This window comes from Streptomyces sp. NPDC059994 (assembly GCF_042737755.1).
GTDB lineage: Bacteria > Actinomycetota > Actinomycetes > Streptomycetales > Streptomycetaceae > Streptomyces.
Genome location: NZ_JBHWUR010000047.1, coordinates 19594 through 33183 on the forward strand (window position 1 = coordinate 19594; position 13590 = coordinate 33183).

General features: G+C 72.6%; 11 protein-coding genes and 1 pseudogene. 3 read left to right on the forward strand and 9 right to left on the reverse strand.

Annotated elements, in window-relative coordinates; genetic code table 11:
* Positions 1 to 33: 33 nt before the first annotated feature.
* The 8 genes from ACFWA7_RS22660 to ACFWA7_RS22695 form a co-directional block, all read right to left on the reverse strand.
* The gene (locus ACFWA7_RS22660; protein WP_385541578.1) at positions 34 to 648 is read right to left on the reverse strand and encodes a TetR/AcrR family transcriptional regulator; all 615 of its coding nucleotides are present in this window, start codon (positions 646 to 648) and stop codon (positions 34 to 36) included.
* On the reverse strand, positions 636 to 1370 hold the full coding sequence (locus ACFWA7_RS22665) for an enoyl-CoA hydratase family protein (protein ID WP_385824813.1): 735 nt from the start codon (positions 1368 to 1370) through the stop codon (positions 636 to 638). Before ACFWA7_RS22665 ends, ACFWA7_RS22660 begins: the two co-directional genes overlap by 13 nt.
* Positions 1367 to 2977: a 4-coumarate--CoA ligase family protein gene (locus tag ACFWA7_RS22670; RefSeq protein WP_385824815.1), complete on the reverse strand. Its 1611-nt coding sequence runs from the start codon at positions 2975 to 2977 to the stop codon at positions 1367 to 1369. The genes ACFWA7_RS22665 and ACFWA7_RS22670 overlap by 4 nt, the downstream gene beginning before the upstream one ends.
* A 20-nt stretch (positions 2978 to 2997) precedes the next feature.
* Entirely contained in the window at positions 2998 to 4179 is a 1182-nt protein-coding gene (locus ACFWA7_RS22675; protein ID WP_385824817.1) for an acyl-CoA dehydrogenase family protein, read from the reverse strand.
* Entirely contained in the window at positions 4176 to 6086 is a 1911-nt protein-coding gene (locus ACFWA7_RS22680) for an acetyl/propionyl/methylcrotonyl-CoA carboxylase subunit alpha (protein ID WP_385824819.1), read from the reverse strand. The genes ACFWA7_RS22675 and ACFWA7_RS22680 overlap by 4 nt, the downstream gene beginning before the upstream one ends.
* 7 nt (positions 6087 to 6093) lie before the next feature.
* On the reverse strand, positions 6094 to 7695 hold the full coding sequence (locus ACFWA7_RS22685; protein ID WP_385824821.1) for an acyl-CoA carboxylase subunit beta: 1602 nt from the start codon (positions 7693 to 7695) through the stop codon (positions 6094 to 6096).
* Between the two features lie 94 nt (positions 7696 to 7789).
* Positions 7790 to 9496, reverse strand: a complete 1707-nt coding sequence (locus ACFWA7_RS22690; protein ID WP_385824823.1) for an acyclic terpene utilization AtuA family protein — start codon at positions 9494 to 9496, stop codon at positions 7790 to 7792.
* Positions 9496 to 10281 (reverse strand): TIGR03084 family metal-binding protein, encoded by a 786-nt coding sequence (locus ACFWA7_RS22695; RefSeq protein ID WP_385824825.1) that lies wholly within the window; start codon positions 10279 to 10281, stop codon positions 9496 to 9498. Before ACFWA7_RS22695 ends, ACFWA7_RS22690 begins: the two co-directional genes overlap by 1 nt.
* 222 nt (positions 10282 to 10503) lie before the next feature.
* Here ACFWA7_RS22695 and ACFWA7_RS22700 point away from each other — a divergent pair.
* From ACFWA7_RS22700 to ACFWA7_RS22710, 3 genes and pseudogenes are all read left to right on the forward strand, one after another.
* A pseudogene (locus ACFWA7_RS22700) lies at positions 10504 to 10763 on the forward strand (hypothetical protein).
* On the forward strand, positions 10735 to 11265 hold the full coding sequence (locus tag ACFWA7_RS22705; RefSeq protein ID WP_385824827.1) for a DUF6879 family protein: 531 nt from the start codon (positions 10735 to 10737) through the stop codon (positions 11263 to 11265). The pseudogene ACFWA7_RS22700 and the gene ACFWA7_RS22705 overlap by 29 nt, the downstream one beginning before the upstream one ends.
* Before the next feature lie 15 nt (positions 11266 to 11280).
* Positions 11281 to 12129: a helix-turn-helix domain-containing protein gene (locus tag ACFWA7_RS22710; protein ID WP_385824829.1), complete on the forward strand. Its 849-nt coding sequence runs from the start codon at positions 11281 to 11283 to the stop codon at positions 12127 to 12129.
* A gap of 369 nt (positions 12130 to 12498) precedes the next feature.
* Here the strand turns inward: ACFWA7_RS22710 and ACFWA7_RS22715 are convergent, their stop codons facing one another.
* Positions 12499 to 13440, reverse strand: coding sequence for a DMT family transporter (locus ACFWA7_RS22715; RefSeq protein WP_385824831.1), 942 nt, complete (start codon positions 13438 to 13440; stop codon positions 12499 to 12501).
* Between the last annotated feature and the right edge of the window lie 150 nt (positions 13441 to 13590).

The window sequence follows — 13590 nt, forward strand, 5'->3', positions numbered from 1 at the left end:
CGGGGGCCGGGCGCACGCGCCCGGCCCCCGTTCTCATGCCCGGCCCAGCGCCCCGTCCACCAGCTCCGCCCACTGCGCCACCACCCGGCGCCTGCGCGCCCCGTCGTCCGTCAGGAGGTTGGCGAGGCCGAGGCCACGGGCCATGTCGAGGAGGCCCTGGACCGTTTCGCGTACGCCGGGCACCGACTCGTCGGCGCCGAGCAGGGCCACCGCGATGCGGTGCGACTCCCGGCCCACCCTGGCTTCCAGCTCCCGTACCCGCGCGTGCAGTTGGGGCTCGTTGGCGGCGGCCACCCACAGGTGCAGGGCGGCCCGGAACAGCGGGCCCGTGTAGAGGTCGACGAGGCTGGCCACCACGGTGTGGCGGTCGGTGGGACCCAGCGCCCGCAGGGCCGTGGAGCGCTCCTCGGCCACGTATTCGACGGCCGCCGTGAACAGGTCCTCCCGGGTGGGGAAGTGGTGCTGGGCCGCGCCCCGCGAGACGCCGGCCCGCTCGGCGACGACGGAGACCGTGGAGCCCGCCCAGCCGTGTTCGGCGAGGCAGGCCACCGCGGCCTCAAGGAGGCGCTGCCGGGTGACGCGGCTGCGGTCCTGTTTCGGTGGGTTGGGGCCCTTCGTGGAGGCAGCCGCCGAGGTCACAGCGCCCATGGAGGCTCCCGTCGTTCCAGGAACGCCGTCACGCCCTCCTTCGCCTCGGCGGAGGCGAACAGGGCCGCCGAACGCGCGCTCAGGTCTTGTGTCCAGCGGTCGAAGGTCTCCACCACGGTAGCCGTGACCAGTGCCTTCGATGCGGCCAGGCCCTGTGGGGAGGCCCGGCGCAGCCCGTCGAGGACCGGGGCGAGGGCCTCGTCCACGTCGTCGGCCGCCTCGGTGAGCAGTCCGGCGCGTACCGCCTCGGCGGCCCCGAACCGTTCCCCGGTGAGGTAGTAGCGACCGGCGGCGCGCGGGTCCATGCGGGGCAGCAGGGGCATGGAGATCACGGCGGGGGCGAGCCCGAGCAGGGATTCGGTGAAGGCGTACGTGGAGTCCGGTCCGGCCACCGCGATGTCGCAGGCGCCGAGCAGCCCGAGCCCGCCGGCCCGTACGTGTCCGGTGACCCGTGCCACGACCGGCTTGGGCAGCTCGACGACGCCTCGCATCAGGGTCACGAAGGCGGCAGGGTCCGGGGGTGACTTGAGGTCGGCGCCCGCACAGAACGTGGACCCGGTGTGGGTGAGCAGGACGGCCCGTACGCCCGGGTCGTCGGCGCAGTCGGCCAGCGCCGCGCCGAGCTCGCCGACGAGGGCGGCCGACAGGGCGTTGCGGTTGGCTGGCGAGTCCAGGGTCAGTGTGGTGATGCCCCGGTCCTGCGACCGGTGTACGACGGTCATGCGGTGCCCTTCTCGCTCTCCCGGACGTCCCGGCGTTCCCTGAGTTCGCGGCGGAGGATCTTTCCGGTCGCCGCGCGCGGCACCGTGCCGATGAACTCCACGCGGCGGATCTTCTTGTACGGGGCGACGCGCCCGGCGACGTACTCCATGACGTCCTCGGCGGTGAGGTCCTGGCTGCCCGGCGCCCGTACGACGTGGGCGCACGGCAGTTCGGTGCCGTCCTCGTCGTACACGCCGACGACCGCCGCGTCCGCGATGGCGTCGTGGGTGAGCAGCAGCGCCTCCAGTTCGGCGGGGGCGACCTGGAAGCCCTTGTACTTGATGAGTTCCTTGACCCGGTCGACGACGAAGAGCCAGCCGTCGGCGTCGGCGTGGCCGATGTCGCCGGTGTGCACCCAGCCGTCGGCGTCGATCATCTCGGCGGTGGCCTCGGGGCGGCCGAGGTAGCCCTTCATGACCTGCGGGCCCCGGATGGCGATCTCGCCGGTCTCGCCGGGGGCGACGTCGCGGCCCGGCTCGTCGAGGGAGAGAAGGCGCATCTCGGTGCCGGGCAGGAGTTTGCCGACGGTGCCGGGAGGCGGGTTCGCGGCCGCCAGGGGGACCGCGTGGGTGCCGGGCGAGAGTTCGGTCATCCCGTACGCCTGGCGCACCGGTGGGAGTTCGAGCCGGGCCGAGCAGGCCGCCGCGAGCTGGGCGTCCAGAGGGGCGGCGGCGCTGACGATGTACTCCAGGGAGGAGAGGTCATACCGGGCGACCGCCGGGTGCTTGGCGAGGGCGAGCACGATCGGCGGGGCCACGTACAGGCCGGTGATGCGGTGGCGCTCGATGGTGGCGAGGAACTGGTCGAGCTCGAAGCGCGGCAGCACCACGACGGTGGCGCCGTGCCGCAGCGGGGCGTTGAGCAGCGCGGTGAGGCCGTAGATGTGGAAGAAGGGCAGGACGGCGAGGATGCGGTCGCCGGGGCTCATGGGGACGAGCGGGTGGAGCTGGGCGAGGTTGGTGGCGATCGAGCGGTGGGTGAGCATCACGCCCTTGGGTACGCCGGTGGTGCCCGAGGAGTACGGGAGCGCGGCGATGTCCTCGCCGGGGTCGATCTCCACGGTGGGTTCGGGGGCGTCGGAGGTGAACATGTCGAGGACCGAGCGGTGGCCGTCCGCCCGGTCGCAGACGAATATCTCCGCGATGCAGCCGCTGAGTTCGGCCGCGCGGCGGGCCGTCCCCAGAAGTGGCGCGATCGTGACGATCCAGCGCGCCGAGGAATCGGCGATCTGTCTGGCGAACTCCTCGGCCGTGGCCAGCGGATGGACCGTGGTCACCGAGGCCCCGGCGCGCGTCGCCCCGTAGAACACGGCGGGGAAGAGCACCGAGTTGGGGCTGTGCAGGGCGAGGACGTCGCCCTTGCGCAGCCCGGCCTCGGCGAGCGCGGCGGCGACCCGGCGGTGCTGCACGTCGAGCAGGGCGTACGAGACGGAGGTGGCGCCCGTCGGGTCCGTGCCGTCGATGAGGGCGGTGGCGGCGCCGTACCGGGGCGCCGCGTGCCCGAGGACCGCCTGGTGGATGGGTTCGTCGACGACCGGGACGGCCGCGTACTCGCTGTGGAAGACCATGGGGGCACGTCCTAGTACGGCTAGTACGACTTGGGAAGCCCCAGCGTCTGATGCGAGACATAGTTGAGGATCATCTCGCGGCTGACCGGCGCTATCCGGGCCACGCGCGCCGCCGTGATCAGCGCCGCGAGCCCGTACTCGCGGGTGAGGCCGTTGCCGCCGAGGGTGTGCACGGCCTGGTCGACGGCCCTGACGCAGGCTTCGGCCGCCGCGTACTTGGCCATGTTGGCGGCCTCGCCCGCGCCCGTGTCGTCGCCCGCGTCGTAGAGCGCGGCCGCCTTCTGCATCATCAGCCGGGCCAGCTCCAGCTCGATGTGGGCCTGGGCGAGCGGGTGGGCGATGGCCTGGTGGGCGCCGATGGGCTGCTTCCACACCTGACGTTCGCGCGCGTACGTGAGCGCCCGCGCCAGCGCGTAGCGGCCCATGCCGATCGCGAAGGCGGCTGTCATGATCCGTTCGGGGTTGAGTCCGGCGAAGAGCTGGAGCAGCCCGGCGTCCTCTCCCCCACTGCCGAAAGCGTGGGAGGGGCCCCCACCGACGAGCGACTCGGGGGGCAGCCGCACCTCGTCGAGGGTCAGCTCGAACTGCTTCTCCTGGGCCTGGAGCTCCATGTCGATCCGGGAGCGCTGGAAGCCGGGGGTGTCGCGGGGGACGATGAACAGGCAGGGCTTGAGACTGCCTGTCCGGGCGTCTTCGGTACGGCCGACGATGAGGGTGGCGTCCGCGATGTCGACGCCGGAGATGAAGACCTTGCGGCCGCTGACGATCCAGCCACCGGTCTCCTGGTCGCGGCGGGCGGTGGTGGTGATGCGGTGCGAGTTGGAGCCCGCGTCGGGCTCGGTGATGCCGAACGCCATGGTCCGCGAGCCGTCCGCGAGCCCCGGCAGCCAGGTGCGCTTCTGCTCCTCGGTGCCGAAGCGGGCGATGACCGTGCCGCAGATCGCGGGCGAGACCACCATCATGAGCAGCGGACAGCCCGCCGCCCCCAACTCCTCAAGGACAATGGACAGTTCGGCCATGCCGCCGCCCCCGCCGCCGTACTCCTCCGGCAGGTTCACGCCGAGGTAGCCGAGCTTGGCTGCGTCGGCCCACAGCACCTCGCGGTCGTGGCCCCGGCCGTGCCGCTGCCCCAGGGCCGCCACGGCGGCTCGCAGGTCCTTGAGTTCCTGGCTCTCGATGGCGCTGCTGCGTGCTCCGGTCATGACGGCTGGTCCTCCTGTGCTTCGGGTGCGTCCTGGACGACGGCGAGCAGGGCGCCGACCTCGACCTGGCGGCCGGGGGCGGCGTGGAGCGCGGTGAGCGTGCCGGCGGCGGGGGCGGTGATGGGGTGGGTCATCTTCATCGCCTCCAGCCAGATCAGTGGCTGCCCCGCGACGACCCGGGCCCCTTCGGCGAGCCCGTCCGCGACCCGGACGACCACGCCCGGCATGGGGGCGAGCAGCGATCCGGGGGCGACGAGTTCGCTGGGGTCGGTGAAGCGGGGGTGTGCGGTGAGGGCGTGCGAGCCGGTGGCGGTGTCGACGTACACCCGGTCGCCGTACCGCGCGACCAGGAAGTCCCGGGAGACTCCGTCCACTTCGAAGCGCACGCGGCCGGGCTGGGCGGTTTCCAGGCGTACGTCCGGGAAGCCCTCGGCGGTGAGGCCGTGGCGGGTGAGGCGGTAGCGGATCTCGTGGTCCCCGTACCGCTTGGTCTGCGGCTGGGACGGCAGGTTGCGCCAGCCTCCGCCGAAGCGGGAGGCGCGGCCCGCCGCGTCCGCCAGGGCGGCGGCGAGGGCCGCGTGCGCCTCCCCCGCGCGCGGCTCGGTCAGAGCGGCCAGGTGCCGGTCGTAGAAGCCGGTGTCGACGCGGCCGGTGGTGAAGTCCGGGTGGCGCAGGGAGCGTACGAGCAGGTCGCGGTTGGTCTTCGGCCCGTGGATACGGGCGAGTTCGAGCGCGCGGGCGAGGGTGCGGACTGCGGCGGCGCGGGTCGGCGCGTGGACAACGGCCTTGGCGAGCATGGCGTCGTAGTGGACGCCGATGGCGTCGCCGTCGCCGTAGCCCCGGTCGAGGCGGACGCCGGGGACTTCGAGCCGGTGCAGGACGCCGGTCTGCGGGGTCCAGCCGCCCGCCGGGTCCTCGGCGTACAGCCGCGCCTCGACGGCGTGCCCGTTCGGCTCGGGTGGCTCGGTGGGCAGGGCGGCGCCCTCGGCGACCTGGAGTTGCAGCGCGACCAGGTCGACCCCGAACACGGCCTCGGTGACGGGGTGTTCGACCTGGAGGCGGGTGTTCATCTCCAGGAAGTACGCCCGTCCGCAGGGGTCGACCAGGAACTCGACCGTTCCCGCGCCCCGGTAGGAGACGGCACGGGCGGCGGCCACGGCGGCGGTGCGGAGCTTGGTGCGCAGGGCCTCGGGCAGGCCGGGCGCCGGGGCCTCCTCGATGACCTTCTGGTGGCGGCGCTGGAGCGAGCAGTCACGGGTGCCGAGCGCCCACACCGTGCCGTGCGCGTCCGCCATGATCTGCACCTCGACGTGGCGCCCGCGCTCCACATACGGCTCGGCGAACACCTCACCGTCCCCGAACGCGGACCGCGCCTCGGCGGACGCGGCCTCCAACTCACCTTCCAGATCGCCGAGTTCCCGTACGACGCGCATTCCCCGGCCTCCCCCGCCCGCCGCCGCCTTCAGGAGCAGCGGCAGATCGGCCCCGGTGGCCTTCGCCGGGTCGACGGGGGCGAGCAGCGGCACCCCGGCCGCCGCCATCAGCTGCTTGGCGCGGGTCTTGGAGGCCATCGCCTCGATGGCGGCGGGCGGCGGGCCGATCCACGTCAGCCCGGCGTCGACGACCGCCTGCGCGAAGCCGGCGCTCTCGGAGAGGAACCCGTACCCGGGGTGCACGGCGTCCGCGCCCGCCGCGAGCGCCGCCTTCACGACGAGGTCGCCGCGCAGATACGTCTCGGCGGGCGTGGCCCCCGGCAGCCGCACGGCCGCGTCGGCCTCGCGTACGTGCGGCAGCGACGCGTCCGGGTCGGAGTACACGGCGACCGTGGAAATGCCCAGGTCACGGCAGGTGCGGAAGACCCGGCAGGCTATCTCGCCCCGGTTGGCGACAAGAACGGACTGGATCATCAGCGCCTCACATCCTGAAGATGCCGAAGCCGCCGCGCGCGCCTTCGACCGGGGCCGTGTGGACGGCGGACAGACAGATGCCGAGGACCGTGCGGGTGTCGCGGGGGTCGATGACCCCGTCGTCGTACAGGCGCCCGGACAGGAACGCCGGCAGGGACTCGGCCTCGATCTGCTGCTCGACCATGGCGCGCAGCCCGGCGTCCGCCTCCTCGTCGTACGGCTGCCCCTTGGCCAGCGCCGAGGCGCGGGCGACGATCGAGAGGACCCCGGCGAGCTGCTGCGGCCCCATCACGGCGGACTTGGCGCTGGGCCAGGCGAAGAGGAACCGGGGGTCGTAGGCGCGCCCGCACATCCCGTAGTGCCCGGCGCCGTACGAGGCGCCCATGAGCACCGACAGATGCGGCACCTTCGAATTGCTGACCGCGTTGATCATCATCGCGCCGTGCTTGATGATGCCGCCCTGCTCGTACTCCTTGCCGACCATGTATCCGGTGGTGTTGTGGAGGAAGAGGAGCGGGATGTCGCGCTGGTTGGCGAGCTGGATGAACTGGGCGGCCTTCTGCGACTCCGCACTGAACAGCACGCCCTGGGCGTTGGCGAGGACACCGACCGGGTAGCCGTGCAGCCGCGCCCAGCCGGTGACCAGGCTCGGCCCGTAGAGCGGCTTGAACTCGTCGAAGTCGGAGCCGTCGACGATCCGGGCGATCACCTCGCGCGGATCGAAGGGCGTCTTGAGGTCCCCCGGCACGATCCCGAGCAGTTCGTCCTCGTCGTACTTGGGCGGCTCGTACGCGACGGACGGATCCGGTTGCGCCTTGCGGTGGTTGAGGCGGGCGACGATGCGCCGGGCCTGGCGCAGGGCGTCCTGCTCGTCCACGGCGTAGTGGTCGGCGAGGCCGGAGGTGCGGGCGTGCATCTCGGCGCCGCCCAGCGACTCGTCGTCGCTCTCCTCGCCGGTGGCCATCCTCACCAGCGGCGGCCCGCCGAGGAAGACCTTCGACCGCTCCTTGATCATGACGGTGTGGTCGGACATCCCCGGCACATACGCGCCGCCTGCGGTCGAGTTGCCGAACACCACCGCGATGGTGGGGATCCCGGCGGCGGAGAGCCGGGTGATGTCGCGGAACAGGGCCCCGCCCGGGATGAAGATCTCCTTCTGGGAGGGCAGATCGGCGCCGCCGGACTCGACGAGGCTGATGCAGGGCAGCCGGTTGGCGTACGCGATCTCGTTGGCACGCAGCGCCTTCTTCAGCGTCCACGGATTGGAGGCTCCGCCGCGTACGGTCGGGTCGTTGGCGGTGATCAGGCACTCGACGCCCTCGACGACGCCGATCCCGGTGACCATCGAGGCGCCGACCGGATAGTCGCTCCCCCAGGCGGCGAGCGGCGACAGCTCCAGGAACGGGGTGTCCGGGTCGACGAGCAGCTCGACGCGCTCGCGGGCGAGCAACTTGCCGCGCCTGCGGTGGCGTTCGGTGTACTTGGGGCCGCCTCCCGCGAGCGCCTTGGCGTGCTCGGCGTCCAGCTCGGCCAGCTTGGCGAGCATGGCGTCGCGGTGGGCGGAGTACTCGGCCCCGCCGGTGTCGAGGGCGGTGGGCAGCACGGTCACGACAGGGCCTCCGGGATCACGGCGCACGGGATCCCGGCGCACGGGATCCCGGCGTTCGGGATCACAGCCCACACTCCGGGCACACACTCCGGCTTCACAGCAGAACCTCCGGGATGTCCAGGTGGCGCGAGCGCAGCCATTCGCCGAGCGCCTTGGCCTGGGGGTCGAAGCGGGCCTGCGAGGCGACTCCCTCGCCGAGGAGGCCGTGGACGGTGAAGTTGAGGGCGCGGAGGGCGGGGAGCTGATGGCGCACGACTCTCAGCTGCCGACTCTCCGGTATCAGCTCCTGGAACCGGTCGACCGTCAGCGCGTGGACGATCCACCGCCAGGCGTCGTCGGACGTCACCCACACCCCGACGTTCGCGTCCCCGCCCTTGTCCCCGCTGCGGGCCCCCGCGACGAGCCCGAGGGGCGCGCGCCGGGTGGGCCCGCCGGGCAGCGGCGAGGGCGGCGCCGGTTCTACGACATCCTCAAGGACCCGAGTGCGTACAGGATGGGGCATCGCCTCCCGTACGCCATCGGGCAGCACCGCGAAGTGCGCGACCTCGCCCGCCGCGACGTACTCCGCCTCGAACACCCCATAGGGAGTGCCCTTTCCGGGCGGAGCCGTCACATGGAACCCCGGGTAGCTGCCGAGGGCCAGCTCGATCGCGGCGCCGCTGACGGTACGGCCGACGGCGTCCGGGTCGGGGTCGCGGACGACGAGACGGAGGAGGGCGCCGGCGGTCTCCTCGGTCGGGGCGTCGGGGCGGTCGGTACGGGAGAGCTCCCAACGGATGCAGGCAGGCCGGGACTTGGCGCGTTGGAAAGCGCCCTCGATCTGTTCTCTCACGATCTCGGCCTTGGCCTCGATGTCGAGGCCGGTGAGGACGAAGACGACCTCGTTGCGCCAGCCGCCGATGCGGCACAGGCCGACCTTGAGGGTGGGCGGCGGCTCCTCGCCGCGTACGCCCGTGATCCGCACCCGGTCGGGCCCGTCCGCCGCCAGCCGTACGGTGTCGAGCCGGGCGGTGACGTCGGGCCCGGCGTACCGGGCGCCCCCGGTCTCGTACAGGAGCTGCGCGGTGACGGTGCCGGGGTCGACGGCGCCGCCGGTTCCGGGGTGCTTGGTGATGACGCTGGTGCCGTCGGAGTGGATCTCGGCGAGGGGGAAGCCGGGGCGGCGGATGTCGTGGTCCCGGAAGAAGGCGTAGTTGCCACCGGTGGCCTGGGTCCCGCACTCCAGGACGTGCCCGGCGACGACGGCTCCGGCGAGGGCGTCGTACTCCTCGGGCCCCCACCCGTGCCACCAGGCGGCCGGGCCGGTGACAAGGGCGGCGTCCGTCACCCGGCCGGTGACGACGACATCGGCCCCGGCGGCGAGGCAGGCGGTGATGCCGGTGCCGCCGAGGTAGGCGTGGGCGGTGAGGCCGCCGGGGGGCGGGGGAAGGGAGTCGCCTTCGACGTGGGCGACGCGGGTGGGGAGGCCGAGCCGGGTGACCAACTCCCTTATTCGCTCGGCAAGTCCAGCCGGGTTCAACCCGCCCGCGTTGGCGACGATCCGCACCCCGCGTTCGTGGGCGAGCCCGAGGCACTCCTCCAGCTGCCGCAGGAACGTCCTGGCATAGCCGAGGCGGGCGTCCTTGAGCCGGTCGCGGCCGAGGATGAGCATGGTGAGCTCGGCGAGGTAGTCCCCGGTGAGCACGTCGAGCGGCCCGCCGGTGAGCATCTCGCGCATGGCGTCGAAGCGGTCGCCGTAGAACCCGGAGGCGTTGCCGATGCGCAGGGGCCGGGGCAGGGACCGGGGGCTGGGGTCGGACATCAGGCCCCCTTGGGCGCGCGCCCGGGACCGGCCGGGCCCGCGAAGGCCTGGGCGATGTCGAGCCAGCGGTCGGCGTCGGGGCCCTCGGCGCGTACGGCCGTGTCGGAGCGGTGGATGCGCTGGGTGACGAGGAGGCAGAAGTCGAGGGCGGGCCCGGTGACGCGCTGGGCGGCGTCGGGCGGCCCGTACGTCCAGAGGCCGCTCGGCCCGTTCAGCTCGACCCGGAACTCCTCGGCGGGCGCCGGCAGCCCCCGTACGGCGAAGGCGAAGTCCCGGGCCCGCACTCCGATCCGGGCGACGTGGCGCAGCCGGTCGGTGGGCTCGCGGGTGCGGCCGAGCGCGTCCCATACGTCCTGGCCGTGCGCCCAGGTCTCCATCAGGCGGCCGGTCGCCATGGAGGCGGTGGACATGGGCGGCCCGTACCAGGGGAAGCGGGCCCCGGCGGGCGCCGCCTCCAGGGCCTCGCGCAGCCGCTCCCGCCCGTGCCGCCAGCGGCCGAGGAGCTCGTCGGGGGCGAGACGGGCGCCGGCCTCGGCGCCCTCGTCGACGAAGGTGCCGGGCGAGGCGACGGCCTTCTCGACCTCCACCGCGAACGCGTCCGCGTCGGTGACGGCGAGCAGCGCGGCCCCGTCGGTCCAGGCCAGATGCGCGATCTGATGGGCGACGGTCCACCCTGCGGCGGCGGTCGCTCGCCGCCAGTCGCTTGCCCCCAACGCGCCGACGAGCCGGTCGAGTTCCTCCCCCTCGGCGCGCAGATCGTCGAGCACGGCGGTCTGATCGGACACGGGGCGCTTCCCTTCGGCTGGGGATACGGCGGTGTGCCCCGGAGCATGGCAGCGGCCCGTAAAACAAGCAAGCGTGCTTGCATTATCTTTTGCCAGGGGTTGCGCGGGGGCGCGGGAGGGGTGAACTCGGTTGGTGGAGTGCGCCCTTGACGGGGTTGCCTGGGCGGCGGGATGGTCGTTGGTGCAAGTCGGTGCAACCCCTCGTCGGCTCTGGAGGCTGATATGGCGCTGCGGTTCATCGGGATCGATCCGGAGACTGGGCAGGAGGGCTCCCCACCATTTGGGTGGATGAGAACCAACGGGAGCTCGTGTTCCAGGGCTTCAAGCCGGGCGCGGAGCTCAAAGCGGAGTGCGCGGCGTTCGAGGTGCCCGGGCACGCGGTCGGCATCCCGCCGCACGAGTCGGTGGTCCGCATGCCGTTCCGCATGGTGCCGATACTGAAGGAGGCGTGCGATGTCGCAGAGCGGACCGGGCTTCTTTGAGCTGGTGGAGACGGCCGAGTTCCAGGCCGTCCACCTCGAAATGCGGGACGTGTACGGCGTCGGCAACGAGTCCGAGGACTTCGCGTCCTGGGCGCGGACGGGCGTGTGCGACACGGACCCGGCGTCGGAGCGCTGGGCGCGATGGGTCGACCTGGTGCGCCGGACTGTCGGGCGGGGCGTCGCCATGCGCCGTGCGCGCATCGTCTCGGAGCCGGTGACGGACTACATCAGGTACGAGCACGCCATCACCGAGGTCAACGTCCACGCCGGCGAACAGGTCCGCTGGCTGCCCCGCCGCCTGGCCTCGGACCTGGCCCTGCCGGGGAACGACCTCTGGCTCTTCGACCGGACGACGGTCCTCTTCAACCACTTCACCGGCGACGGCGAATGGGCCGATCCGAAGTGGGAGGTCCGAACCGAGCCGGAGGTCGTCCGCTTGGTCTCCACGGCCTTTGAGGCGGTGTGGGAACGGGCGGTCCCGCACGAGAAGTACATGGTCTGATCCGGGGGTCCGCTCATGTCCGCCTCCCCCTCGTCCGGAGCCCAGGCCGCCCGCGAAGTGATCGCTGCGCGGCTGCGGGACCTCCGTGTCGAGGCCGAGCTGACCGGGCATGAGCTGGCCGTCCGGTGCGGCTGGAGCCCGGCGAAGTCCTCGCGCATCGAGCACGCCCGTACGCCCCCGTCCGACGCCGACATCCGGGCGTGGTGCGCGGCCTGCGGGGCCGATGAGCAGGCCGCGGATCTCGTGGCGGCGAACCGTCACGCCGATCAGATGTACGTGCACTGGAAGAAGCTCCACCGGCACGGAATGCGACGGGCGCAGGAGGAAGTCGTCCCGCTCTACGAACGCACCCGCCTGTTCCGCGTGTACTGCTCGAACGTCGTCCCCGGGATGCTCCAGACGGAGGCGTACGCCTCCGCGCTGCTCTCGACCATCGCCGCCTTCCAGGACACGCCGGACGACTCCTCCGAGGCGGCGGCGTCCCGCGTCGAGCGCTCGCACGTCGTTCACGAGGGCGACCACCGGTTCGCGCTGCTCCTGGAGGAGACGGTACTGCGCTACCGCATCGGCACCGCCGACACGATGGCCGGACAACTCGGCTGTCTGCTGGCGGTCATGGCGCTGCCGAACGTCAGCCTCGGCATCATCCCGTTCACCGCGCAGCGGCGGGTGTGGCCGCTGGAGGCCTTCTACCTCTTCGACGACCACCGGGTGAGTGTCGAGCTGCTGACCGCTGCCGTGCGGGTGTCCGCGCCGAGCGAGATCGCCGTGTACGCGAAGGCGTTCGCCGGACTGTCGAAGATCGCCGTGTACGGCGCGGCCGCCCGGGCCCGTATCGCGGAGGCGATCAACTCTCTTGAGTGATTGCGGTGCAAGCTCATGCAAGACCGTGGCTCGACGGTCCGACCCGAGCGAACCATGTCCCCATGCCCATCAAAAAGCAGACCACCACTCCCCAACCCACCCCCCGAGGCTGGCGCATCGACCCCATCCCGAGTCGCCCCGCCTACCGCGACAGCGACGGAAGCATCCGTGTCCCGATGTGGCTGGCCCGGGACGGGCGGCACGTGGCGGACACCGAGATGGTGCTACTGCCGTCGGAGGCCGAGCTGCTGTGCGAGCGGCTGGCGGCCGCCCTCGGCGGGGGACGGTCGAAAACCCGCGAACTGTTCGACGGACGTCCCGGCGTGACCCACATCGCCCCGCCCGTCTGGAACTGCGGCCCTCCGTGGGCTACCGCCCCACCCGCGACCGCACCGCCCCCACGCTCGCCCCGATGACCAGCGCGATCGCCATCGCGTCCGTGGCGGACAGGGCCTGGTGGAGGACCAGGAAGCCCGCTGTCGCCGCGATGGCCGGTTCCAGGCTCATCAGGACCGCGAAGGTGGAGGCGGGGAGGCGGCGCAGGGCGAGGAGTTCGAGGGTGTACGGGAGTACGGAGGAGAGGATCGCGACCGCCGCGCCCAGGCCGATCGTCGACGGGACCAGCAGCTTCGAGCCCGATTGGAAGGCGCCGAGGGGGAGCGACAGGACCGCCGCTACCGCCATTGCCAGCGCCAGGCCGTCCGCCTGCGGGAAGCGGCGGCCCGTACGGGCGCTGAAGAGGATGTACACCGCCCAGCACGCCCCCGCCCCCAGCGCGTACGCCGCCCCGGCCGCGTCCAGCGACCCGAACCCGTCGCCCCCGCCGCTGCCTAGCAGCGCCACACCGGCGAGCGCCAGCCCGGCCCAGACGAAGTTGACCAGGCGGCGGGAGGCCAGGACGGAGAGGGCGAGCGGGCCGAGTACCTCCAGGGTCACCGCCGTGCCCAGCGGGATGCGGTCGACGGCCTGGTAGAAGAGGCCGTTCATACCCGCCATCGCGACGCCGAAGGCGACCACCGTGCCCCAGTCGGCGCGCCGGTAGCCGCGCAGTTTCGGGCGGCAGAGGACCAGCAGGACCAGCGCGGCCGCCGCCAGGCGGAGGGTCACGACTCCCGCCGCTCCCGCCCTCGGCATCAGCATCACCGCCACCGCCGAGCCGAACTGCACGGATATGCCCGCCGAGATCACCAGCGCGACGGGGGCGAGGGCTGCCCCGCGACCGCGCGCGCCACCGAGCCCGCCCGCCGCCTCCGGCGTGCTGACGGTCGCCGCCGCACTGGCGGTCGGCTCTGCGGCGTGCTGAGTGGTCACCGGGTTCCCCTTGCTGGCTGGTTCGTCGCCACGCTGGATAGTTCACTTCGTTGGGCTGATTGTTTAAAATATTGCACCAGCGGTGCCGCCCGGTCCAGCCTTTTCCTTCCGGTAGCGGAATCACACCCTCCATCTAATGTAAGCGTTGCT

Coding starts and splice junctions, on each gene's coding strand:
- ACFWA7_RS22705 (WP_385824827.1), top strand. CDS start 10,735: ATGTCGCAGAGCGGACCGGGCTTCTTTGAGCTGGTGGAGACGGCCGAG.
- ACFWA7_RS22660 (WP_385541578.1), bottom strand. CDS start 648: ATGGGCGCTGTGACCTCGGCGGCTGCCTCCACGAAGGGCCCCAACCCA.
- ACFWA7_RS22665 (WP_385824813.1), bottom strand. CDS start 1,370: ATGACCGTCGTACACCGGTCGCAGGACCGGGGCATCACCACACTGACC.
- ACFWA7_RS22670 (WP_385824815.1), bottom strand. CDS start 2,977: ATGGTCTTCCACAGCGAGTACGCGGCCGTCCCGGTCGTCGACGAACCC.
- ACFWA7_RS22690 (WP_385824823.1), bottom strand. CDS start 9,496: ATGTCCGACCCCAGCCCCCGGTCCCTGCCCCGGCCCCTGCGCATCGGC.
- ACFWA7_RS22675 (WP_385824817.1), bottom strand. CDS start 4,179: ATGACCGGAGCACGCAGCAGCGCCATCGAGAGCCAGGAACTCAAGGAC.
- ACFWA7_RS22710 (WP_385824829.1), top strand. CDS start 11,281: ATGTCCGCCTCCCCCTCGTCCGGAGCCCAGGCCGCCCGCGAAGTGATC.
- ACFWA7_RS22680 (WP_385824819.1), bottom strand. CDS start 6,086: ATGATCCAGTCCGTTCTTGTCGCCAACCGGGGCGAGATAGCCTGCCGG.